At 68.1% G+C, this 23,334-nt stretch carries 23 protein-coding genes; 8 read left to right on the top strand and 15 right to left on the bottom strand.

What is annotated here, in order from left to right; genetic code table 11:
- Window positions 1-56 precede the first annotated feature (56 nt).
- The gene (locus GU920_RS10570) at window positions 57-296 is read right to left on the bottom strand and encodes a hypothetical protein (RefSeq protein WP_161766982.1); all 240 of its coding nucleotides are present in this window, start codon (window positions 294-296) and stop codon (window positions 57-59) included.
- Between the two features lie 124 nt (window positions 297-420).
- On the opposite strand from GU920_RS10570, the gene GU920_RS10565 reads away from it, so the two are divergent.
- Complete coding sequence (locus tag GU920_RS10565; RefSeq protein WP_161766981.1) at window positions 421-615, top strand: hypothetical protein; 195 nt, start codon at window positions 421-423, stop codon at window positions 613-615.
- Here the strand turns inward: GU920_RS10565 and parA are convergent.
- Window positions 606-1,232 carry a ParA family partition ATPase gene (gene parA / locus GU920_RS10560; RefSeq protein ID WP_161766980.1) on the bottom strand — a complete coding sequence of 209 codons (627 nt, stop codon included), beginning with the start codon at window positions 1,230-1,232 and terminating at the stop codon, window positions 606-608. The genes GU920_RS10565 and parA overlap by 10 nt on opposite strands.
- Before the next feature lie 265 nt (window positions 1,233-1,497).
- On the opposite strand from parA, the gene GU920_RS10555 reads away from it, so the two are divergent.
- Window positions 1,498-1,635: a hypothetical protein gene (locus tag GU920_RS10555; RefSeq protein ID WP_161766979.1), complete on the top strand. Its 138-nt coding sequence runs from the start codon at window positions 1,498-1,500 to the stop codon at window positions 1,633-1,635.
- A 129-nt stretch (window positions 1,636-1,764) separates the two neighbouring features.
- On the opposite strand, the gene GU920_RS10550 is transcribed toward GU920_RS10555, so the two are convergent.
- Complete coding sequence (locus tag GU920_RS10550; protein ID WP_161766978.1) at window positions 1,765-2,451, bottom strand: hypothetical protein; 687 nt, start codon at window positions 2,449-2,451, stop codon at window positions 1,765-1,767.
- 37 nt (window positions 2,452-2,488) lie between these two features.
- The gene (gene lepA, locus GU920_RS10545; RefSeq protein ID WP_201744082.1) at window positions 2,489-4,288 is read right to left on the bottom strand and encodes a translation elongation factor 4; all 1,800 of its coding nucleotides are present in this window, start codon (window positions 4,286-4,288) and stop codon (window positions 2,489-2,491) included.
- A gap of 368 nt (window positions 4,289-4,656) precedes the next feature.
- Here lepA and GU920_RS10540 point away from each other — a divergent pair, with 368 nt between their 5' ends.
- On the top strand, window positions 4,657-4,971 hold the full coding sequence (locus GU920_RS10540) for a hypothetical protein (protein WP_161766977.1): 315 nt from the start codon (window positions 4,657-4,659) through the stop codon (window positions 4,969-4,971).
- 102 nt (window positions 4,972-5,073) lie between these two features.
- Here GU920_RS10540 and GU920_RS10535 read toward each other — a convergent pair whose 3' ends face one another.
- The 4 genes from GU920_RS10535 to meaB form a co-directional block, all read right to left on the bottom strand.
- Complete coding sequence (locus tag GU920_RS10535) at window positions 5,074-5,616, bottom strand: copper chaperone PCu(A)C (protein ID WP_161766976.1); 543 nt, start codon at window positions 5,614-5,616, stop codon at window positions 5,074-5,076.
- A 49-nt stretch (window positions 5,617-5,665) separates the two neighbouring features.
- Window positions 5,666-6,034 carry a hypothetical protein gene (locus GU920_RS10530; RefSeq protein WP_235933224.1) on the bottom strand — a complete coding sequence of 123 codons (369 nt, stop codon included), beginning with the start codon at window positions 6,032-6,034 and terminating at the stop codon, window positions 5,666-5,668.
- 128 nt (window positions 6,035-6,162) lie between these two features.
- Window positions 6,163-6,450: a 50S ribosomal protein L28 gene (rpmB, locus tag GU920_RS10525; RefSeq protein WP_161766974.1), complete on the bottom strand. Its 288-nt coding sequence runs from the start codon at window positions 6,448-6,450 to the stop codon at window positions 6,163-6,165.
- 219 nt (window positions 6,451-6,669) lie between these two features.
- The gene (meaB, locus tag GU920_RS10520; protein WP_201744081.1) at window positions 6,670-7,671 is read right to left on the bottom strand and encodes a methylmalonyl Co-A mutase-associated GTPase MeaB; all 1,002 of its coding nucleotides are present in this window, start codon (window positions 7,669-7,671) and stop codon (window positions 6,670-6,672) included.
- Window positions 7,672-7,843: 172 nt separating this feature from the next.
- Here meaB and GU920_RS10515 point away from each other — a divergent pair, with 172 nt between their 5' ends.
- The 3 genes from GU920_RS10515 to GU920_RS10505 all read left to right on the top strand — a co-directional run bounded on the left by GU920_RS10515 (window position 7,844) and on the right by GU920_RS10505 (window position 13,466).
- Complete coding sequence (locus GU920_RS10515) at window positions 7,844-8,632, top strand: DUF3108 domain-containing protein (protein ID WP_161766973.1); 789 nt, start codon at window positions 7,844-7,846, stop codon at window positions 8,630-8,632.
- A gap of 938 nt (window positions 8,633-9,570) precedes the next feature.
- Entirely contained in the window at window positions 9,571-12,018 is a 2,448-nt protein-coding gene (gene hrpB, locus GU920_RS10510; protein ID WP_161766972.1) for an ATP-dependent helicase HrpB, read from the top strand.
- Window positions 12,019-12,278: 260 nt separating this feature from the next.
- The gene (locus GU920_RS10505; RefSeq protein WP_161766971.1) at window positions 12,279-13,466 is read left to right on the top strand and encodes an MFS transporter; all 1,188 of its coding nucleotides are present in this window, start codon (window positions 12,279-12,281) and stop codon (window positions 13,464-13,466) included.
- Here GU920_RS10505 and GU920_RS10500 read toward each other — a convergent pair.
- The 4 genes from GU920_RS10500 to GU920_RS10485 form a co-directional block, all read right to left on the bottom strand.
- The gene (locus GU920_RS10500; RefSeq protein ID WP_161766970.1) at window positions 13,370-13,744 is read right to left on the bottom strand and encodes a DUF1993 family protein; all 375 of its coding nucleotides are present in this window, start codon (window positions 13,742-13,744) and stop codon (window positions 13,370-13,372) included. The two genes, GU920_RS10505 and GU920_RS10500, sit on opposite strands and share 97 nt — an antisense overlap.
- Window positions 13,745-13,866: 122 nt before the next feature.
- Window positions 13,867-14,793, bottom strand: a complete 927-nt coding sequence (gene argF / locus GU920_RS10495; RefSeq protein ID WP_161766969.1) for an ornithine carbamoyltransferase — start codon at window positions 14,791-14,793, stop codon at window positions 13,867-13,869.
- A gap of 66 nt (window positions 14,794-14,859) precedes the next feature.
- Complete coding sequence (locus tag GU920_RS10490) at window positions 14,860-15,372, bottom strand: GNAT family N-acetyltransferase (protein ID WP_161766968.1); 513 nt, start codon at window positions 15,370-15,372, stop codon at window positions 14,860-14,862.
- Window positions 15,359-16,543: an aspartate aminotransferase family protein gene (locus tag GU920_RS10485; RefSeq protein WP_161766967.1), complete on the bottom strand. Its 1,185-nt coding sequence runs from the start codon at window positions 16,541-16,543 to the stop codon at window positions 15,359-15,361. Before GU920_RS10485 ends, GU920_RS10490 begins: the two co-directional genes overlap by 14 nt.
- A 340-nt stretch (window positions 16,544-16,883) precedes the next feature.
- On the opposite strand from GU920_RS10485, the gene GU920_RS10480 reads away from it, so the two are divergent.
- A complete protein-coding gene (locus GU920_RS10480; RefSeq protein ID WP_161766966.1) occupies window positions 16,884-17,477 on the top strand; it encodes a GcrA family cell cycle regulator in 594 nt (197 codons plus the stop codon).
- A gap of 120 nt (window positions 17,478-17,597) precedes the next feature.
- Here the strand turns inward: GU920_RS10480 and speB are convergent, their stop codons facing one another.
- The 3 genes from speB to GU920_RS10465 form a co-directional block, all read right to left on the bottom strand.
- Window positions 17,598-18,581: an agmatinase gene (speB, locus tag GU920_RS10475; protein WP_161766965.1), complete on the bottom strand. Its 984-nt coding sequence runs from the start codon at window positions 18,579-18,581 to the stop codon at window positions 17,598-17,600.
- 26 nt (window positions 18,582-18,607) lie between these two features.
- Entirely contained in the window at window positions 18,608-20,566 is a 1,959-nt protein-coding gene (locus GU920_RS10470) for an AsmA family protein (RefSeq protein WP_161766964.1), read from the bottom strand.
- A 93-nt stretch (window positions 20,567-20,659) separates the two neighbouring features.
- Window positions 20,660-21,688, bottom strand: a complete 1,029-nt coding sequence (locus GU920_RS10465) for a hydroxyacid dehydrogenase (RefSeq protein WP_161766963.1) — start codon at window positions 21,686-21,688, stop codon at window positions 20,660-20,662.
- A 263-nt stretch (window positions 21,689-21,951) separates the two neighbouring features.
- On the opposite strand from GU920_RS10465, the gene rimO reads away from it, so the two are divergent.
- A complete protein-coding gene (gene rimO / locus GU920_RS10460; RefSeq protein ID WP_161766962.1) occupies window positions 21,952-23,334 on the top strand; it encodes a 30S ribosomal protein S12 methylthiotransferase RimO in 1,383 nt (460 codons plus the stop codon).

Raw genomic sequence — 23,334 nt, 5'->3', positions numbered from 1 at the left:
GCCAATGAAGGCGGGATCATGGCAACGGCCCCGCAACCGTGAAACTTAACGCGCCCTCAACGCGCTTCCAGCGCAGCGATCCGTTCCTCGTGCTGCGCCTGACCTCTGGCCAGCATCACGGTTATATGCGTCAGCCCGTCGAAACGGGCGGACAGGGCGGCGATGGAGTCTTCGACCTGCGCAAAGCGTTCTTCGACATGACTGCGGAAGCTCGCCATCTCTGCGCGCATCCCGTTCATGTCCTGCCGCATCTCCTGCAACAGGCGAAGGATCAGGTTCTCCGTTGCTTCCGTCATCGCGTCACCCTTCACAGCACACCCCCAAGATAATCGCACCTATGCCTTGACGCAACGTTGACGCCCCCCTTTGCCAAAGCGCCCGCCCTGCCCCATATGGGGATGAACAACCCCAGAGGCGCGCATGAACAAACCCTTCCTCGACCCCGACCATCCGATGTTCCGCCGTCCTTGGGTGCGCTGGGCCACCACCCTTACCCCGCTCGCCTGGGCGGCGTTCGAACTGTCGATGGGCAACACGCTCTGGGCGCTGATGTTCGGGGCCGCCGGGGCCTATGCGGGGTGGAAACTCATCCTGCAAGGCCCCTCTCAGCCCTGAAGCAGCGCCCAGACCTCCTCCGCCAGCGCCACCACCTCATCGCGCGCAGGGCCGCGCCCGACATCCACCGCCGCCCGGCCCTGCCCCAGCGTCTCGGCATAGGCCACGCGATGCGCCAGCCGCGCCGCCGCTACCCGGGCCTTGCCGCCCGCCGCCTGCGCCACCTCCTCCGCCAGCCGCGATCCCGCCTTGCCCCGGTTCAGCACCACCAGCGCCGCCCGCCCCTCGCGCGCGATCAGGTCCAGCACCCCATCCACCGCCCACAGATCCACATGCGACGCCGCCACCGGGATCAGCACCAGATCCGCCTCGCGCAGCGCGGGCCGCAAATCGGCATCCACCTTGGGCGGCGTGTCCACGATCACCACATCCGCGCTCTTGCGCAGCTTTTCACATTCATAGGACACGCCCCAGGCGCTGGCGGTGGAAAACTCCAGCCCCTCCACCCCGACCGCCTCCCGCCGCGCCAGAAACCAGCGCCCAAGGCTGCCCTGCGGATCGGTGTCCAACAGCGCCACCCGCCGCCCGCGGCCCAGCCACGCCACGGCAAGGTTCACGGCCAGCGTGGTCTTGCCCGCTCCGCCCTTCTGCTGCGCGACGGTGACGACATGGCCCATGCAGCCCTCCATGACGGCTCATGCTGCATTGCAGCATGAATGACGCCCTCCGTCAATGCGCCACCCCCTATCCCACCTCAGCCCCCCCGCATCCGGGGCCGGACCTCCCCGCCACATCCCCGCCGCGCATCGGGCGGCCCACCCACCCCAGACAGGCAGCACAGCAAAAATCCGCCGGCCCCATGGCCAGACCGCACAGAATGCCCTAGCTTTACCCTCGTAAACACCGCCCCAACCCTGTGGCGGCACCCGAAAGGACCCTCCCATGCGCCTCACCTGGCTCACCACCCTCCTCGCCCTCACCACCCTGACCGCCTGCGCCCCCCTCGTCGTCGGCGGCGCCGGAGCCATCGTGGCCGACGAGGTGATCGAGCAGGAAGAAGGCGGGGATGGGTTGTTTTGAGAGGGCGTGTAGGGTGCGCGCTTAGCGCGCACCGGGCGTGGGAGATAGTGCGCGCAAAGCGTAAGAGATCCAGCGCAGCACCAGTGCAAAATCGAGAAGACTACCCTCGCCTTAACAAAATAAGCATGCCTAACCTGCAGTTTTGCAATCTTCAGTCATCCGGACAAGATGGGCTCTTATCCCGTTCAAGATAAATAGTTTCAGCTCGCTGGAAACATCAATCAGACCTTGATACCCTCTCAAAGCTCCATGCGCATACGCATGCCTAACAAAATGACAAAAGTCATATAGAAACTCATCCTCGCCCGAGAAGAAGCGGTTCAAGCGATTTTTGTGAGTTTCTTTTGCAAGGAAGCCTTCAAGCTTTAGACGTATTCTTTCGGCCTCAGATATTTGCCGCAATTTTCTTGAGAGATCTAGATTATTCAACTTGAACACGACTTGCTTATGCTGGTACCAATCACGCCCATTTGAACCAAAGCAACCAGCGTAGGCCTCGAAGGCAAAAACTGCGAGAGCAATTTGCATCTGCGCGCTATAACTATTACATAGTTTCTGCGAAATTTTTGACTCAAACGAAGAATGTTCACCTGCAACGACTGGCGTCGCCTGCAAAATATCTGCATTAAAAGATGTTATTGAATTAGCAACTCGCCACTTTGACGCTGCGTTAGTCAGACCATACACATACTCGCCATTTGCACCAATGACAATCCTTACATCATGGCGCTTGGCAACAACCCGATTAGCTGGGATCAAAATCACGTCAGAGAATTCTGAGAAAAATTTAGGCTTCCAAATCTGAGGTTTGGCCAAATCTAACTCCTATGTTAGCTTTAAATTATCGTCCCCCTCACCCATCCATCTTCAGCGCCGAGATAAACGCCTCCTGCGGGATCTCCACCTTGCCGAACTGGCGCATCCGCTTCTTCCCGGCCTTCTGCTTGTCCAGAAGCTTCCGCTTCCGCGTCGCATCCCCGCCATAGCACTTGGCCGTCACATCCTTGCGCATCGCGCTCAGCGTCTCGCGCGCGATCACGCGGGCACCGATCGCCGCCTGAATCGGGATCTTGAACATGTGCCGCGGGATCAGCTCCTTCAGCTTTTCCACCATCGCCCGCCCCCGGCTTTCCGCCCGGTCCCGATGCACCATCATCGACAGCGCATCCACGGGTTCCTCGTTCACAAGGATCGACATCTTCACCAGATGATCCTCGCGATACTCTGAGATCACATAGTCGAACGACGCATAGCCCTTGGTCACCGATTTCAGCCGGTCATAGAAATCAAACACCACCTCGGCCAGGGGCAGATCATATTCCACCATTGCGCGGTTGCCCGCATAGGTCAGGTTCAACTGGATGCCGCGCCGGTCCTGACACAGCTTCAGGATATCGCCCAGATATTCATCCGGCACCATGATCGTGGCCTTGATGCGCGGCTCCTCGATATGGTCCACATAGGTCAGATCGGGCATGTCGGCGGGGTTGTGCAGATCGCGCACCTCGCCATCCTTCATGTGCAGCTTGAACACCACCGACGGTGCCGTGGTGATCAGGTCCAGATCATATTCCCGCTCCAGCCGGTCGCGGATCACCTCAAGGTGCAACAGGCCAAGGAACCCGCAGCGGAAGCCAAAGCCCAGCGCGGCCGAGGTCTCCATCTCATAGCTGAACGACGCATCATTCAGCGCCAGCTTCTCGATCGCATCCCGCAGCGCCTCGAAATCATTGGCATCCACCGGGAACAGGCCGCAGAACACCACCGGCTGCGCGGGCTTGAACCCCGGCAGCGGCACCTCGCAGCCCTTGCGCTCATGCGTGATCGTGTCGCCCACCCGCGTGTCGCGCACCTGCTTGATCGACGCGGTGAAAATCCCGATCTCGCCCGGCCCCAGTTCGGGGATATCCACCATCTGCGGCTTCAGCACGGCCAGCTTGTCGATCCCATAGACGGCATTGGTCTGCATCATCCGCACCCGGTCGCCCTTGCGGATCACGCCATCCATCACCCGGATCATCACGACCACGCCCAGATAGGCATCATACCAGCTGTCCACCAGCATGGCCTTCAGAGGGGCCTCCCGGTCGCCCTTGGGCGCGGGCAGCCGGGTGACGATCGCTTCCAGCACATCGGGGATGCCAAGCCCGGTCTTGGCCGAAATCGGGATCGCATCGCTGGCATCCAGCCCGATCACATCCTCGATATTTTCCTTCACCCGGTCCGGGTCGGCGGCGGGCAGGTCGATCTTGTTCAGGACGGGCACGATCTCATGCCCCGCGTCGATGGCCTGATAGACATTGGCCAGCGTCTGCGCCTCCACCCCCTGCGACGCATCGACGACCAGCAAAGACCCCTCCACCGCGCGCATGGACCGGCTCACCTCATAGGCGAAATCCACATGTCCGGGCGTGTCGATCAGGTTCAGGATATAGGTCCGCCCATCCTTGGCCGGATACTCGATCCGCACCGTGTTGGCCTTGATGGTGATGCCCCGCTCCCGCTCGATATCCATGCTGTCGAGGAGCTGCGCCTTCATATCGCGCTCGGCCACCGTTCCCGTCATCTGGATCAGACGGTCGGCAAGCGTGGATTTGCCGTGGTCGATATGCGCCACGATGGAGAAATTGCGGATCTGGTCAAGCTGGGTCATGGCGCGCATATAGCCTGTCGCACAAGGCGCGGAAAGCCCCCGCAGGGCCGCAAGCGCCGTCATTTTCCCCACCCCGCCCCGGCCTTGCCCCGAACCCGACCCCGCCGCTTCATCTTGGCCCAAATACCCCGGCGCGGCCCACAGCCCCGCACCCCCGCCCGGGCCTGATTGCGCCTGCCCATCGCCGCCCGGCCAACCCACCGTGCCGGGGCCTATCTTGCGGGCCGCCACGCGCGCCCCCGCCAAATTGTCACGCCCGACGCCGGGGAATTGAAAAATCAGGTCCGACGCGGCATAGTCCCTCCCAGAAAACACGATCGCCGCCGGGTCCGCCAAGATGCACCCGGCCGGGGACAAGAGGCAGAGACATGAAGACCATCCTGTTCTGCGCGGCACTCGCCACGCTCACCCTCCCCCTGTTCACCACGCCCGCCACCGCCGGCGTGATCGAACGCGCCTGCCTGCGGTCAGACCGCGACGCCGCCAACCGCGCGCTCTGCGCCTGCATCCAGCAGGTGGCCGACATGACGCTGCGCGGCGGCGACCAGCGCCGCGCCGCTGCCTTCTTCCGCGATCCCGATCGCGCGCACGACACCTGGATGTCAAAGCGTGGCGCCGACGATGCCTTCTGGGAACGCTACAAGGCCTTCGGCTCCACGGCCGAGGCCTATTGCGCGGGCTGAGGCCCGCCACACCGCGCTGAATCCCCCAAAGCAAGAACGCCGCGCCCCGCCCCATGGGCAAGGCGCGGCGCCCTCGCTAAAGCTGGCGCCGTAACCCGCCGATCAGCCGCCCGAACCGTGGCCCGCACCGTGGCCGGAATGATCATGCCCGTCGCCATGATCCATAATCTCGCCTTCGGCGGGCTTGCGGTCATTGTCCACGACCGCCTCGATCACCACATCGCCCGCCTGCTCGAAGGTCAGCGTCACCGGGAAGGTCTGGCCATCTTCCAGCGCCTCGGTCAGCCCCATCAGCATCACATGGTCGCCCCCGCGCTCCAGCGCGTGCATCTCGCCCGCGGGCAGGGCGATGCCACCCTCGACCTCGCGCATCTGCATCACGCCATTGGCATCCTCGATATGGGTGTGCAACTCCACCCGCTCGGCCACATCCGCACGCGCCGCGATCAGGCGGTCATCCGTGGCCGTGTTGTTGTGGATCATGAAGAAGACGGCGCCCGACCCGCCCGCCTGCCCATTGCTGCGGGCATAGACATCGTGGACATGCAGGCCTTCGGGATGCTCCTGCGCCGCCAGCGGCAACGACAGGGACAGGGAAAGGGCAACGCCGGCCGCCAGCGCGGCCATGGGGGTACGGATCATCATGGTGACTACCTCAGATAGATTGTGAACGGTGTGAAAAGCCTCTCGAACGTCACACCGCCCGGGGTGGCCCCCGCGCCGCAGGCCGCGGCGCCGTCAGCGCCGCCCCAGGCTGCGCCCCCATCCCATCCGCCAGCGCCAGCAGGCGTGACACGGGGCGCACCACATCCGGCGCCCGCGGCCCGGCATCCGCCGCCAGTGTCAGGCAATCGGGGCAATGATGCCCCGGCTCCATCGGATCGCCAAAGGAATCGAGGGTGACAACCTCCTCCACCCCCGGCGTCCCGCAGATCACGATCTGCGCCGCCCCGCCCGCACGCATATGCGCCACCGCCGCCGTGACCGAAGTCAGCGCCAGCGACAGGGCCAGCGAAAGGGCCAGGATCAGGCCCGACAGCAAGGAAAAGGACACGCGCCGCATCATGCGCCCCCTCTAGACCAGCGCGCGGCCGGCGAAAAGGGGACCAAAGGTCGCCCCTGCGCAAGGGCAAAAGGCAAAGGCCCCGCTGCGACGCACGCAGCGGGGCCTTTGCAATCCTCGCCCAGCACTCAGGCCGCGGCCTGCGCCTTGGCGATCTCTTTCTTGATCTTCAGCGCATTGGCCGACAGCTCGTCATCCTTGGCCTTGGCCAGGAAGGCATCCAGCCCGCCCCGGTGATCCACCGACCGCAGCGCTGCCGCCGAGATGCGCAGCTTGAACGACTGCCCCAGCACGTCCGAGATCAGCGTGACTTCGTTCAGGTTCGGCAGGAAGCGGCGACGCGACTTGTTGTTCGCATGGCTCACGGTGTTGCCGGTCATCGGGCCCTTGCCCGTCAGTTCGCAGACGCGCGACATCGTCCTGTTCCTTCGTGTGTATACCGGACATGCCCCGAGTCACCCCGGGCGTCCCCAATTCGATTGGGGGCGTGTAAGCGCAAAGCCCGCCCCCGTCAAGCGACGCCACAGCCCCCCATGGCCCCCGGGCGTGATTTTTCGAAGGAAAATCGTAAGCCCGGACCACGATTTTCCTGCGAAAAATCAGTCCGGGCCCCAGCGGCACGCACGGGGCGCGACTCAGGCCAAACCGCGCAGCATCTCGGCCGCGGCCGCCTCCGGCGTCATCCGGCCCGCTTCCACCGCTGCCCCCAGATCGGCCAGCCGTCCCCGCGCAGGCCCCTGCGCCAGCACGCTCAACAGGCCCTGCCGCACCTCTTCCTCGAACCAGTGCCGCGCCTGCGCCGCCCGTCGCGCCTGCCAATGCCCCGTCTCCCGGCGCCACGCGGCCAGGGCCCGCATCTCGGCCCAGGCGCCCTCCAGCCCCTCCACCGCCAGGGCCGAGACCGGCATCGCCTTGGGAAACCCCTCCGGGTCCTGCGGGCGCCGCCGCAGCAGCCGCAACGCCCCCGCATAATCCGCCACCGTGCGCAGCGCCGCCGGGCGCAGATCGCCATCCGCCTTGTTCACAAGGATCAGATCCGCCATCTCCATGATCCCGCGCTTGACCCCCTGCAACTCATCCCCCCCCGCCGGGGCCAAGAGCAGCAGGAACAGATCGCAGATCTCGGCCACAACCGTTTCGGACTGGCCCACCCCCACCGTCTCGATCAGCACCACATCGAACCCCGCCGCCTCGCACAGGGCCACCGCCTCGCGCGACCGCCGCGCCACGCCGCCCATCTGCGCTTGGCTGGGCGAGGGGCGGATGAAGGCGCGCGGATCACGGCTCAGCCGGTCCATCCGCGTCTTGTCGCCAAGGATCGACCCGCCCGACCGCGCCGAGGACGGGTCCACCGCCAACACCGCCACGCGCAGCCCCCCTGCCGTCAGCATCAGGCCGAAGCTTTCGATGAAGGTGGACTTCCCCACCCCCGGCGTCCCCGACAGGCCCAGCCGCAGCGCCTGCCGCCCGGCGGCCGGCTGGCCCGGCGCCCGCAGCCGCGCCAGCAGGTCGAGCGCCTGCCCCCGGTGATCGGCCCGCCCGCTTTCCACCAGCGTGATGGCACGGGCCAGCGCGCGGCGGTCCCCCGCCGCCACGCCCATGGCCAAGGCCGCAACATCAATCACTCCACCGGCCATGTCGCCCCCTTGCGCAACGCCGCCCCGCCCATGGCCGCGCCATGGCGCATGACCGGACGCATCGGCCCTTTTGTGCCTGACACACGCAGGTTATGCCAGTGGGGCATGGACAGCCGCAGAACCGCACCCTCACACTGCCCTGCCCCCACACAGAACACAAAGGCCGCCGCCCATGCTGACGACCGCCCGCCGTTTTGCCCCTACCCCCCTGCGCCCCGCCCCCCTGCGCGCCATCCTGCCGCTCGCCATCCTGCTGCTTGCCGCCACGGCCCCGGCCCCGGCATCTGCCCAGGACACGAAACCGCAGGTGGAGGGCGCCGAATATGACCTCGTCACCACCGGGATCACCGCCGCCCAGCTCGGCTATTCCGCCCGGCAGGAGGGGGACCGCTACGTCGTGACCGCCCGCTTCGCCTCCACCGGCCTCCTTGCCCTTTTGCGCCGCGTGCAGTTCGAAGCCACGAGCGAGGGCCTGCTCACCGACACTACCCCCCGCCCCGACCGCTATGCCGCGCAGGCCGAGGTCGGCCGCCGGACCGGTCAGACCGTGGTGGACTATACCGATGGCACACCGCGCCTGACCGTGGACGAACCGCCCCGCGCCCCGGCCGACTGGCAGATCGACCCCGCCACGCAGGGCGGCACCGTGGACCCGATCAGCGCGCTCTTCGTCATCCTGCGCGATGCGGTGCCGGGCACGGAATGCAACCGCGCCTTCCGGCTGTTCGATGGCCGTCGCGCCACGGAACTGACCGTCGGCCCCGCACGCCCCGGCACCGACGGCACCCTCACCTGCGATGGCGAATACCGCCGCATCGCAGGCTACCCGCCCGAGGATATGGCCGAACGCACGCGCTTTCCCTTCACCCTCACCCTCATGCCCACAGCCGATGGCCGCCTGCGCGTGACCGAGGTGACGATGGACAGCCTGATCGGCAAGGCCCGCCTCATCCGCCGCTGAGGCCAGAAGGCCCTCCACGGCACCGCCCTTCCCTGCCCAGTCTCCCGTTCCACGTCTCCCGCCCCCACGTCTCCGGCCCCACGTCTCCTCTCCCACGCCCCCTCCCCCCGGTTCCCCCCATGGCAGGCTCGACCGAGGCCCCCCACCTTTCCCGTCCAAGGCCCCGCATCGACAGCAGAGCGCGGCGCCCTCGCCCATTCAATCCTCAGCCCCCGGCCCCCACCACCAACCGTCGTCCTAGGCGTCTCCCCTCCCCCGATCTCCTGCCCCGCTCCGATCTCCACCGACCTCCCGCATCCCCAGCCCCGCACCTAACCGAGGCCTCAACCGCTCCACCCGAGGCCCCGCATCGACTGCGTGGCGCCGCTTCCTCTGCCCCCCAATCACCTTCTCCCATCACCCGCCACCAACCGCCGTCTTGAGCGTCTCCCCGCCCCCCATCGCCTGCCCCCGCCGATCTCCTCCGACCTCCCGCCCCCACCCCGCACCTAAACCGAGGCATCACCCGCCCCACCCGAAGCCCCGCATCAACTGCGGGGCGCCGCTTCCTTTGCCCCCCAATCACCTTCCCCCATCACCCGCCACCAACCGCCGTCTTGGGCGCCTCCCCTCCCCCGATCTCCTCCAGCCTCCAGGTCCCCCCCGCCCCGCACCTGAACCGAGACCTCGCCCGCCGCGCCCAAGGCACTGCATCGAATGCGGGGCGCGGCGTCCTCCGCCCCTGATCACCCACCCCCGCCTGAGGCGTCTTCCCTCCCCCGTTCTCCTCACCACCCTTGGTGTCCCCCCCCGCCCCCTCCCCGATCCCCCCCGTCCGGCGCCTGACTCGGACACCCGCCCCGCCTCACCCCCCGCCCCACATCAACGGCGCCACCGCCCCACCGCCCGGCGGTGTCTCCCCTCTGGTCCAAATCCCCCGCCCCCGCGATAAGGGGGCCATGCGCGACTCACACCCCCTGCCCATCGACGATGCCCTGCCCGCCCTGCGCGCCGCGCTGGCCGCCCGTGGCATGGCCGTGCTGCAAGCCCCCCCCGGCGCAGGGAAAACGACGCGGGTCCCCCTCGACCTCCTCGCCACCCCGCGCATCACCGGCCGCATCCTCATGCTGGAGCCGCGCCGCCTCGCCGCCCGCGCCGCGGCCGAACGCATGGCCGAAACCCTGGGGCAACCCGTGGGCCAGACGGTGGGCTACCGCATGCGCGGCGAGGCGAAGGTCAGCCCCGCCACCCGCATCGAGGTGGTGACCGAAGGCATCCTCACCCGCATGATCCAGTCCGATCCGGGGCTCGACGGCATCGGCGCGGTGATCTTCGACGAATTCCACGAACGCAGCCTGAACGCCGATCTGGGCCTTGCCCTCTGCCTCGAAATCCGGGCCGCCCTGCGCGACGACCTGATCCTGCTGGTGATGTCGGCCACGCTGGACGCCGCCCCCGTAGCCCGGCTCATGGGCGATGCGCCCATGGTCACCTCCGAAGGCCGCGCCTTCCCGGTGGATACCCGCTGGCTGCCCCGCCCGCCCGATGCCTCGCTCCGGTTCGAGGCGGCGATGACCAACCTGATCCTGCAGGCCTGCGCGGAAACCACCGAAGGTGGCATCCTCTGCTTCCTACCCGGCGAGGGCGAGATCCGCCGGGTCGAGGCCGCCCTCACCCCCCGCCTGCCCCCGGGTTTCACCCTCCGCCCCCTGTTCGGCGCGATGGAATTCGCCGCCCAGCGCGCGGCGCTGGCCCCGGTGCCGGGGCGCAAGGTGGTGCTCGCCACCTCCATCGCCGAAACCTCGCTGACGATCCCCGACATTCGCGTGGTGGTGGATGGCGGCCGCGCCCGCCGCGCGCGCTTCGACGCGCCCTCGGGCATGTCGCGCCTCGTCACCGAACGCGTCACACGGGCCGAGGCCGAACAACGCCGCGGCCGCGCAGGCCGCGTGGCCCCCGGAACCTGCTACCGCCTCTGGACCAAGGGCGAGGAAGGCGCCCTCGCCGCCTTCCCCCCGGCCGAGATCGAGGCCGCCGACCTCACCCCCCTCGCCCTGGAACTGGCGCTCTGGGGCGGGGCCGACCTGCCCTTCCTCACGCCCCCCCATCCCGGCGTGCTGGCCGAGGCGCGGGCGCTGCTCGAAGCGCTCGGCGCGCTGGATGGCGCAGGCCGCATCACCGATCACGGCAAGCGCCTTGCCACCCTGCCCCTGCATCCCCGTCTGGGCCATATGCTGGCCGTGGCCGGGCCCGAGGCCGCGCCCCTCGCCGCCCTGCTGGCCGACCGCGATCCCCTGCGCGGCGACCCGCCCGATCTGACCGCCCGGCTCAAGGCCATCGACCGCCCGCCCGCGCAGGCCCACCGCCCCACCCTCGACCGCATCCGGGACGAGGCGAAACGCCTCGCCCGCGCCATCCCGCAAGGCAGCAGTCAAGGCATACAAACAGGCCTCTCCCCGGCGCAGATGGCCGCGCTCGCCTATCCCGATCGGATCGGCCTGCGCCGCAAGGGCGACGCGCCGCGCTGGGTGCTTTCGGGCGGCAAGGGCGGCGCCATGGCCGCAGGGCTGCCCCTGTCCGGCGCCCGCCTGCTGGTGGCCACCGATCTTGACGGCGACCCGCGCGAGGCCGCGATCCGTCAGGCCATCGCGATCTCCGAAGCCGAGATCCGCACCCTCTTCGCAGACCGCATCCGCTGGCACGACCTCTGCGAATGGTCGCGGCGCGAAGGCCGCGTGCTGGCCCGCCGTCAGGAACGCCTGGGCGCCCTCGTGCTCGACGATCGCACCTGGCCCGACGCCCCGGAAGAAGCCGTGGCCCGTGCCGCGCTGGACGGCCTTCGCCAGATCGGCCTGCCATGGACCCCCGCCGCCCGCCGCTTCCGCGCCCGGGTGGAACTCGCGCGCGGGGATGGCGACGGTTTCCCCGACATGACCGATGCCGCGCTGATGGCGCGGCTCGACGACTGGCTCCTCCCCCATCTGGGCGGCGCCCGGACCGAGGCCGATCTCCGCCGCCTCGACCTCACCCCCGCGCTCAAGGCCATGCTCGACTGGGACCAGACCCAGCACCTCGATACGCTCGTCCCGCCCCATTTCGACACCCCCCTCGGCCGCCGCATCCCCATCGACTATGACGGCGAGGCACCGGCGATCGAGGTCCGCCTGCAAGAGATGTTCGGCCTGACCCGCCACCCGGTCGTGGGCGCCGCCCGCCTGCCGCTGCGCATCACGCTCCTGTCGCCCGGTCACCGCCCGGTGCAGGTGACGATGGACCTGCCCCGCTTCTGGGCCACCTCCTATGCGGATGTGCGCAAGGACATGCGCGGCCAATACCCCCGCCACCCTTGGCCGGAAGACCCCACCATCGCCGAACCCACGCTGCGCGCCAAACCGCGCGGCACGTGACAGGGGCGATTCTCCTCCGAAAGATCGGCGACGTTCCGTCGCGCGCAAACGGATAACCCGAATTTTCGCAGGAAATTCGCCCCCCTTCCCATCCCGAATTTTCGCAGGACATTCGCAAAGCCTCTCTGGTTTTCGAATTTTCGCAGAAAATTCGCGCCCCCCCGCGGTCTGACACCCGCTGTAACGAAACGTCAACGCCGCCCCCTTCCCCCCGGCCCGCGTCCCGCCTATGGAACGCCCATGCCAAGCGGAGCCTTGCGATGACCGATCTGCACACCACCCGCCGCGGCCGTTGGGCCGTCTCGGCCATGTTCCTTGCCAATGGCTTCGTCATGGGGGCATGGGCGCCGCAGATCCCCCTCCTCCTGCCCCGGCATGACATCACCGAAGGTGTCCTCGGCCTTCTGATCCTTGTCCTCGGCGCGGGTGCGGTGGGGTCCATGATCTTCGCGGGCCGCCTGATCGAGATCTTCGGGGCCCGACGGGTGCTCTGCGTCTTTGCGCTGGCCATCTTGCCCGCCTTGCCGCTGGTGGTCTTTGCCCCCAGCCTGCCGCTTCTGATCCCCGCCATGGCGCTGTTCGGGGCCACCCTCGGCTCCATGGACGTGGTGATGAACGCCCATGCGGTAGAGGTCGAGCGCAGGCTGGGCCGGGCCATCATGTCCTCGCTCCACGGGTTCTGGAGTGTGGGCGGCTTTCTCGGCGGGGCGGGCGGCGGCTGGCTGCTGGCCCATGTCGGGGCCGAAGGGCAAGCTCTGATGGCCGCAGGCGGCGCGGCGCTGGCCGTGCTGGTGGCCATGCCCTTCCTTGCGCCCGATGACCCGCGCCCCGCCCCCGCCCCGGGCGAGAGGCCGCAGCGCAACCGCCTGCTGCCGCGCGAGGCATCGGTCTGGATCCTCGGCCTCCTTGCGCTGGCCTGCATGGTGCCCGAAGGGGCGGTGCTGGACTGGGCCGCGCTCTACCTGCGACAGGAACTGGGGGCCGAGGTGGCGCGCTCCGGCCTCGCCTTCGCCTTCTTCTCGGGCGCCATGGCCCTGATGCGCTTTCTGGGCGACGGGGTGCGCAACCGCTTCGGCGCCGTCCTCACCCTGCGTTGGTCGGGGCTGGTGGCCGCGACCGGCCTGATGGCCGCCGCGCTGGCCCCCGGCGAAGGCATGGCACTGGCGGGCTTCTTCCTGGCGGGCCTTGGCGTGGCCAACATGATGCCCATCATGTTCTCTGCCGCCGGCAACCTGCCGGGCCTCAGCCCCGGCGCAGGCATCGCCGCCGTCACGATGATGGGCTATTCCGGCATCCTCATCGCGCCCTCCGCCATCGGTTTCATCGCCGAACATGCAGGCTTCCGCCTGACCTATGGCGCGCTGGCCGTGGTGCTGGTGGTCGTGTCGATGATGGCAGGCCGCACCGCCTCGGCCGACAGCCTGCGCCCGGCGCCGACCTCGGCCTGAAGTGCGGGCCGCGTGACCGCCCCATGGCGGTGGACTGCGCACTCCCCAGACATCCGTTGCGCCCGTCGCTTTGCCGCCCGCCCCGCCGCCGCACGGGCCGCGAAATCACAGGCCAGTTGCACCTGCCGGACAAAGGGTGGCATGTCGGTAAACTGCCAGAAGGTCAGCAGCGCCTCAGGCTGGATCCCCTTGGCGGTGCAATGCGCCTCGGCCTTGGTCAGCAAGGTGGACAAACTGCCTAGGACGTAGTCACATATGGCAGCGGAACGCTGATGCATGAAAGGCCCCCAGAAGCGCATTTGACGGGAGCCTCTGCCCTTCCCGACGCCGTATCAATCACGGCGCCAGGACCAAATTTCTTCGAAGAAATTTGCAAAAATCTTCGAAGATTTTTGTCGGTTCACACCCCCAGACACCAGCGCATGATGGCCTTCTGGGCGTGCAGGCGGTTCTCGGCCTCGTCGAAAATCACCGAATGGGGGCCGTCCATCACCGCGCTCGTGGCCTCGTCATTGCGATGCGCAGGCAGGCAGTGCATGAACAGCGCATCCGGCTTGGCCCGGCTCATCAGCTGTTCGTTCACCTGATAGGGGCGCAACTGGTTGTGACGGCGTTCCTTGGCGGATTCGGGGTCGTGCATCGACACCCATGTGTCGGTCACCACAAGATCAGCGCCTTCGACGGCGGTGAAGGGGTCGCGCTGGATGGTGATGCGCGATCCCTTGGCGCGGGCGAATTCCACGAATTTCTCCTCGGGGTCCAGCGGTTCCGGCCCGGTGAAGGTGAAATCGAACCCGAACTGCCCCGCCGCATGCAGGAAAGAGGCACAGACATTGTTGCCATCCCCGCACCACACCACCTTCTTGCCCCCGATCGGGCCGCGATGTTCCTCATAAGTCATCACATCGGCCATGATCTGGCAGGGATGGGTGCGGTTCGTCAGCCCATTGATCACCGGCACGGTGGCATGCTCGGCCATCTCCAGAAGCGTCGCCTCCTCGAAGGTGCGGATCATGATCAGGTCCACATAGCGCGACAGCACACGCGCCGTATCGGCGATCGTCTCGCCATGGCCCAGCTGCATCTCCTTTCCCGACAGCACCATCGTCTCGCCGCCCATCTGGCGCACCCCCACATCGAAAGAGACGCGGGTGCGGGTCGAGGGCTTCTCGAAGATCAGCGCCACCATCCGGCCCTTGAGCGGCATCTCGTCATCGGGCGCCCCGCGCGGGCGACCGTTGCGGGCGATTTTCATCGCATGGGCGGCGTCGATCATCCCACGCAACTCGGCGGCGTCGGTCTTGTGGATGTCCAGGAAGTGTTTCATTTCATTCCGTTTCTCTGAGATGGAGCCCCCGGGGCCATTCTGCCCCCGGACCCCTTGAGGGTATTTTTACCAAGATGAAGAGGCGGGATCGTATTCCATCACCACGACCGGATCGCCATCCTCGCAAGGCGCGATGCCGCGTGGCACGAAGCCCGCTCGTCGGTAGGCCCGCACGGCGCGCTCGTTGTCGGGGCTGGGGTCGATCACCACGGCCGTCGCCCCGGCCGCCAACAGCGCCACCGCCCGCTGCCGCAGATAGCGCGGCGCATGGCCCCGCCCCAGCCAGGCCGGATCGCCAAGGAAGGTGTCCACCGCCCGCGTGCCCTGCGGAAAATCCGCGTAATGCGGCATGGGCCAGTGGTGGGCGGGATAGTCCTGCACATAGGCGAAGGGATGCCCGCCCAGCGCGACCAGCCGCATGTCGGTGGGGCCGGTGTCGATGTCTTCCTCGATCAGGGCGATCTCCTCGTCCGGGTCGCCCCACCACGCCCGCACATGCGGCTGCGCGAGCCAGCCCCGCAACAGCGGGTAATCCGCGCGGGTCACGCGCGGAAAGCTGTAGATCTCAGGCTGCGACATCGGCCTTCACCCGTCCGGCCGCCCGGTCCAGCCGCGCCAGCGCCTCGGCGATGTCGGCGTCGGGGATGTTGAGCGCCGGCAGAAGGCGCAGCACGTTATCCGCCGCAGGCACCGTCAGCAGATTTTCGGCATAGGCCGCCTTGACGACATCGGTATTGGGAACCCGGCATTTCAGACCAAGGATCAGCCCCTGCCCGCGCACCGCCTCGAACACCTCCGGATGGCTGGCGACCAGCGCCTCCAGCCCCTGCCGGAAGCGCGCGCCCTTGGCCTGCACCGCGCCCAGAAAGCCGTCCTCCGACACGATCTCCACCACCTTGGCGCCCACCGCACAGCCCAAGGGGTTGCCACCATAGGTGGACCCATGCGTTCCCGCCACCATGCCCGCCGCCGCGGCCTCGGTCGCCAGCACCGCACCCAGCGGGAAGCCCCCACCGATGCCCTTGGCCACCATCATGATGTCCGGCGCCACGCCCGACCATTCATGCGCAAAGAGCCGCCCCGTCCGCCCCATGCCGCATTGCACCTCATCAAGGATCATCAGCGCCCCGCTCTCGTCGCACAGGTCGCGCAGGCCCTTCAGGCAGGCATCGGGCAGCACGCGGATGCCCCCCTCGCCCTGCACCGGCTCCACCATGATCGCCGCCGTCCGCGGCCCGATCGCCGCGCGCAAGGCATCATGATCGCCGAATTTCAGATGCACAAAGCCCGGCATCAGGGGACCGAAGCCCTTCACCATCTTCTCCGACCCCGCCGCCGCGATGGCCCCGGTGGACCGGCCATGGAAGGCGCCCTCGAAACACAGGATCTCCACCCGCTCGGGCTGGCCCTTCTCGTACCAGTATTTGCGCGCCATCTTGATGGCCAGTTCCGCCGCCTCCGTCCCGGAATTGGTGAAGAACACCGTATCGGCAAAGGTCCGTTCCACCAGCATCTCGGCCAGCCGTTCCTGCTCCGGGATGCGGTAGAGGTTCGAGACATGCCACAGCCGCGCCGCCTGCGCCGCCAGCACCTCCACCAGCGCCGGATGGGCATGGCCCAACGCATTGACCGCGATCCCCGCGCCAAGATCGAGGTAGCGGCGGCCGTCCTCGGTCACCAGCCAGGACCCTTCGCCGTGGCTGAAGGCAAGGGGCGCGCGGTTATAGGTCGGCAGGACGGCAGGGATCATGGGCGTGGTCCTTGAAGGGAAGACCCTAGCCGTAAAGGCCGGGCGGGTCGGGTGTCAACGAAAGGAAGGGGCGATGCCCAGGGAAACGGGGCAAATCAGAGCGTCCGGCGCGGTCAGCGTCGGCGTCGGGTGGGCGGAAAAGGCGCGGTCCACAGGCTCATGCGTGGGGTCATAGGCGAAAACGGCGGCCTTGCAAAGCGGAACTTGCCCGCCCGCCGTCACGCTGGCACGCCGGACCCGCCCCCCGCCCCGATCGCCCGGCTTGATCTTGGCGGCCCCGTCTTGTATCCCGCACCGTCCCGTCTAGAATGGCGGGGAACCATCCACCAAAGGGGTTGCCATGTCCTGGACCGATGAGCGCGTCGAGACGCTCAAGCGCATGTGGGCCGAAGGCCAGTCGGCCAGCCAGATCGCCAAGGAACTGGGCGGCGTCACGCGCAACGCCGTGATCGGCAAGGTCCACCGCCTTGGCCTGTCCAACCGCGTGGCGGGCGGCAAGGAGGATGAGGACGACACCCCCGCCGCCCCCGCCACCAGCGCCAAGCCCGAGCCGCGCCCCGAACCCGTCGCACGGCCCGAACCGGCCGCCCGCGCGCCGGAACGCCCCGCCGCACCCGCCGCCGCGCCGTCGAACGTGACACCCCTGCCCCTGCGCAAGGCCATCGTTCCGGCAGGCCAGCCCTTGCCACCGCAGCCCTCGGCCAACGAGATCAGCCCCGAAGCGCTCGCCTCCGTGCGCGAGGTGGAAAAGCGCGCCCGCCGCCTGACGCTGATGGAACTGACGGAACGCACCTGCAAATGGCCGATCGGTGATCCGGCGACGGATGATTTCTGGTTCTGCGGCCTGCCCTCGCTGCCCGGCAAACCCTATTGCGAGGCCCATGTCGGCGTGGCCTTCCAGCCGATGAGCGCCCGGCGCGACCGCCGCCGCTAAGCGCGCCCGCCTGATCGCGCCCAACGAAATTCCTCCGAAATTTCAGGGCGCGGTCCACCCCACCGCGCAACCCTGATTTTTCGCAGGAAATCGCCCTTCCCCCGGCCCGCCCCCCCGCGCCTAGGCCTCCCCCGGCGCGCGCGCGCCTCGCGCCCAGGCCTTCAGGCACAGCATCTCCACCGCGATCACGGCCGCTGCGTTCGATGTCATCTCGGCATGGTCATAGGGCGGCGAGACCTCGACCACATCCATCCCCGTGAAGTCCACCCCCCGCAGCGCGCGCAGGATGGACAAAGCCTGATGCGAGGTCAGCCCCCCCGGCACCGGCGTCCCCGTCCCCGGCGCGGTAGAGGGATCCAGACAGTCAATGTCGAAGGTAAGGTAGGATGGCCCGTCCCCCAGCACCCGCCGGATCACCGCCGCCACCTCCTCGGCCCGCATCCCATGCACCTGCCCGGCATCGAGGATCGTCATCCCGTGGGATGTCTCGCCGTGAAAACAGGTGCGGATCCCCACCTGCACCACGCGGGCCGGGTCCAGTATCCCCTCCTGCACCGCGTATTGGAACATCGACCCATGGTCGATCCGCCCGCCCGCATCGGGCTCCACGTCGCGATGCGCGTCGAACTGCACCATCCCCATCGGCCCGAACTTCGCCGCATGGGCGCGCAGCGTCGGGTAGGTGGTGAAATGATCCCCGCCAAGGTTCAGCGTCGCCGCCCCTGCCGTCAGTATCGCGGCCACATGCGCCTCGATCCCCGCCACGATCTCCATGGGCTGTCCCCAGTCAAAGCCGAAATCGCCGTAATCGACGCAGGCCAGCGTGTCGAAGGGATCGAACCGCCACGGCCAGATCGGCCCCCAGGAATGTTGCGCCGAGGCGCGGCGGATCGCCTCGGGTCCGAACCGCGCTCCGGGGCGGTTGCTCACCGACAGATCGAAGGGGATGCCGGTGATCGCCACATCCACCCCGGTCAGGTCCTTGGAATACCTGCGCCGGAAAAAGCTCAGCGCCCCCGACCAGGACGCCTCGATCAGCGATCCCTTCAGCGCCGTCCGCGTGAAGGCCGCATCCGTCAGCGCCTCGCCCACATCCTTGCCCATCGCCCCTCCCGCAACAAAAGCCCCGCTCAATTCCCGCCCAGAAGCCCGTCCAGCAATCCGCCCACCCCCGCGCCCAGCTCTTCTTCCAGCTTGCGCCGCGCCGCATCCTCCAGCGATTCGCCCGCCTGCTGATCGAATTCCTCGGCCGCCTTGGCCTTTAGCTGGTCCTCCAGCGCTGCTGCCTCCTCGCGCAGGTTCTCCTGCGCCAGGGCCTCCATGTCGAGGGCAAAGGACGGCGCCGCCCAGGATCCCGTGATCCAGAGCGGCACCGACAGCCCGCCCGTCCCATCCTCGGCCGCCAGCGCCGTGGGCCGGATGCGATATTCCAGATCGCGCGCGCCCAGCCCGATCCGCCCCGATCCTTCGGCCCGGATCACCGGCCCGGCCATGATCAGATCGCTGTTGAACAGATCCCCCTGATCCATGTCGAAACTTGCCGACAGGCTGTCAAAGATCGTCCGCTGCCCCTCGCCCACATAGCCCGTATCCAGCCGCGTGATCATGCCCGCGATGTCCAGCCCCACGATCTCGCCCGCGCCGAGGTTCAGCACACCCGATCCCGACAGGCTGTTCATGATCGCCGCCACCGAATTGCCTGAGCCGAGGAAATCGAGGCTCAGGTCACCCGTCCCGATCAACCGCTCGAACCCTGTTAGATCGGTCAGCATCGGCTGCAGGCTGATGTCGCGGAACTGCATGTCGCCCCCCACCGAAAGCCCGCGCCGCCCGTTCACCACAAACTGCCCCGCCACCGTGCCACCATAAGCGCCCACCTCATCCAGCCGGATCACCGCGCGCGCATTGTCCAGCGTCACCGCCGCCGCCACCGGCCCCAGCTTCACCGCCCCAAGGTCCAGCGACGCCGCCGTCACCCCCACATCCGCATCCAGCGCCGACAGCCCGCTCACGTCGATCGGCCGGTCCGACCAGCCCGCGGTCGCCACATCGCCGCCGCCTTCTCCCGCGCCCGTACCGCCCGCCACATTCTGCGCCACCGCCAGATCGCCCATGGTCAGCCGCGCCACCAGCTTGGGCCGCGCCTCGCCCGGCGTCAGGTCCAGATCGCCCGTGATCGCCGTGCCATCCAAGAGGATGCTGCCCCCCCGCAGATGGGCCGACCCCTCGGCGGTGACGGTCACATCCCCCGTCACCTGCACGCTGTCCTGCCCGAACCCCTGCGGCAGCGCGGGCCGGTCCATGCCCAACAGCGCCGACACCGCCGACAGATCGGCCAGATCGGCCTCCAGCCGCCCCTCGGCCATCATCGGCCGGAACCCCGCCCGCCCGTCAAAGACCACCTCCGCCGCCCCGGCCGCCAAGGACAGCGCGACCGGCGACACGCCCCCCTCATAGGCGGTGCGGAACGCCCCCACTGTCAGATCCAGCGCAACCGCCTCGCCTGCCGTGGCGCCCGTCATCGTCACCTCCAGCGCGCCCTCGTAATCGGCCAGCCGCGCCTCCAGATCGACGCCGGTCAACTGCACCCGCCGCCCCGTCGCATGATCGACATAACCGATGCTGCCATCGCGGATCACCCCCAGATCCAGCGTGAAGGGCCGGTCCGCCGTGGCCATGTCGGCGCTGGCGGTGCCGCCCTGCGCGCCCCCGAACACCCAGTTCCCGGTCCCGTCCTCGCCGCTTTCGATCAGGATCTCGGGCCGCGTCAGCTCCAGCCCCGTGATCCGCACCTCGCCCCCGAACAGCGCGTTGGAATCAATCTCGATCGCCATCGCATCGGCCACCAGCATCGGCCCCTCATCCGACCAGCCCGCATTGGAAATCTCGATGCGCCCTGTCTCCACCCCCAGCACGGGCCAGAGCGTGGGCCGCACGCCGCCCTCGATGGTCAATTCCCGCCCGGTGACCCGCTCGAACTGCGCCACCGCCAGCGCCGCCACCCGGTCCGACGGGATCAGCACCAGCGCCGCCGCCGCCGCCACCACCAGCACCGCCACACCCCCAAGCACCCGGAACACCCAGCGCATCGCACCCCCCGAAACCAGCCTTTCCCGCAGGTTACGCCCGCCCCGCCCCGGCCCGCAAGCGCCGCCACCCGAACCGCCCCGCCCATCGGCGGATCAGTTCACCGCCACCGGCTTCGATCGGAACCGCGCCACCGTCTCGCGCTCGGCCCGCTTGCAGACCATGGGCGGCAGGCCCCGATCCAGCAGCGCCAGATCCTCCAGCACCATCTCGCCCATCCGCTTGAACGCCACATCCAGGGCCCCCGCTCGATGCGCCGACAGAAGGAAACCTGGGATCGACCGCACCGGATGATCGGCGGGCAGAGGCTCCTCGGGGAACACGTCAGAGGCGGCAAGGATATGGCCTTCCCGCACCGCGCCCATCAGCGCGGCGAAATCCACCACATCGGCGCGCGACAAAAGCAGGAAGATCGCCCCCCGCCGCATCGACGCAAAGGCCGCCGCGCCCAGAAACCCCCGGTTCTCCGACGTCACGGCAGCGGTGCAGAAGACCACATCCGATTGCGCCAGCACCACCTCCAGATCGGCCGGCTCCGCCCCGGCCTCGCGGATGCGCGACGGCGGCAGCCATGGATCGAACACCCGCAGCCGCGGCTGGAAGCCGGAAAGCACCCGCGCGCAGGCCCGCCCCAGATCGCCAAAGCCCAGGATCCCCACCTCTGCTCCGGTCAGAAGCCGCGCCTCTGCATTGCCCTCACCCCCCCACAATTCCCGCCCCGCCCGGAAATCCGCATCCGCCCCATGGATGTTGCGCAAGAGCGATAGGGCAAAGCCCAGCCCGATCTCGGCCACCGGCTGGGCAAAGACTGCGCCTGTCGTCACCACATGGATGCCGCGCGCGAAGACCGCATCATAAGGCATGTTGTTGAGAAGATTGGATTCCACGTTGAAGATGCAGCGCAACCCCGCCAGCCGCGCCAGCGTGCCCGCATCCAGCGGCGGCTGCCCGATGATATAGCGCGCCTCGGCCAGCACAGCATCGGGCAGGCCGGGCAGGGCCTCATCCGTCGTCTCGACGATGCGGTAGCGCGCGCGCAATTCCGCCAGCCGATCCGGCGCAAAGATCAAGGGCAACGTGCGCGGCAAGGGGCAGGACAGGATCAGCGGGCGGGTGTCGGTCATGGATCGGGCCTCCTCTGGCCGCCGGACGCTAAGCCGCCCCCGACGTCAGGGCAAGCCGCCAACGGTGATCCAATCGCGCGGCTGCGCCGCAAGCCTTTTTGTTGCGCCTGCGCGCCTGCGCGCTCCGGCGCCGCGGCGGGGGCGCTTCGCCCCCCGCACCCCCCGAGGGTATTTTTCCCAAGATGAAGCGGCAGGACAGGCAGGCACCACCCTTCCCGGCGCCCCTCCTTTGCGCTATGACGCCGCCTTCAAGGACAGATGCCATGACCCAGAACCCGCCCAACCTGCGCCCCGATCTTGCCCGTGCCAGCGTCCCCGATGAACGCCGGGCAGGCCAGCCCACCATCGGCATGGTCTCGCTCGGCTGCCCCAAGGCGCTGGTAGACAGCGAACGCATCCTCACCCGCCTGCGGGCCGAGGGTTATGCCATCTCGCCCGATTATGCGGGGGCGGATGCGGTCATCGTCAACACCTGCGGCTTTCTCGACAGCGCCCGCGCCGAAAGCCTCGATGCCATCGGCGAGGCGCTCAAGGAGAACGGGCGCGTCATCGTGACCGGCTGTCTGGGGGCCGAGCCCGACTTCATCACCGGCGCCCATCCCAAGGTGCTGGCCGTGACCGGGCCGCATCAATACGAACAGGTGCTGGACGCTGTCCACGGCGCCGTGCCGCCCCAGCCCGACCCGTTCATCGACCTTCTGCCCGCCACCGGCGTCAGCCTGACGCCGCGCCATTACAGCTATCTGAAGATCTCCGAAGGCTGTAACCACAAATGCAAGTTCTGCATCATCCCCGACATGCGCGGGCGTCTGGTCAGCCGCCCCGCCCATGCCATCCTGCGCGAGGCGGAAAAGTTGGTGGCAGCCGGGGTGAAGGAACTCCTCGTCATCAGCCAGGACACCTCTGCCTACGGGGTGGACCGCAAGCACGACACCAGCCCCTGGCAGGACCGCAGCGTTCGCGCCCATATCACCGACCTCGCGCGCGAGATGGGCCAGCTTGGCGCCTGGGTGCGCCTGCATTACGTCTACCCCTATCCCCATGTGCGCGACCTCATCCCGCTCATGGCCGAGGGCCTGATCCTTCCCTATCTCGACATCCCCTTCCAGCACGCCCACCCGGATGTGCTCAAACGCATGGCCCGGCCCGCCGCCGCCGCACGCACGCTGGACGAAATCGCCGCCTGGCGCAGCCAATGCCCCGACATCACCCTCCGCTCCACCTTTATCGTGGGCTACCCCGGCGAGACCGAGGCGGAATTCCAGACCCTTCTCGACTGGCTGGATGAGGCACAGCTCGACCGCGTCGGTTGCTTCAAATACGAAAACGTCCCCGGCGCACGCTCCAACGCCCTGCCCGACCACGTGGCGGAAGAGGTGAAGCAGGACCGCTGGGATCGCTTCATGGCAAAAGCACAAGCCATTTCCGCGGCGAAACTGGCCGCGAAGGTTGGAAAAGTGCTGCCCGTGATCGTGGATGAGGTGGATGATCAGGGCGCCACCTGCCGCACCATGGCCGATGCGCCCGAAATCGACGGCAACCTCTTCATCGACGAAGGGTTCGAAACGCTCTCCCCCGGTGACATCGTGCAGGTGGAGGTGGAGGAAGCGGGCGACTACGACCTCTGGGGTCGCCTCCTGCCCTGA

The organism is Paragemmobacter ruber, assembly GCF_009908315.1.
GTDB classification, from domain to species: Bacteria; Pseudomonadota; Alphaproteobacteria; order Rhodobacterales; family Rhodobacteraceae; genus Paragemmobacter; species Paragemmobacter ruber.
This window is presented reverse-complemented; position numbering and strand designations above follow the sequence as displayed.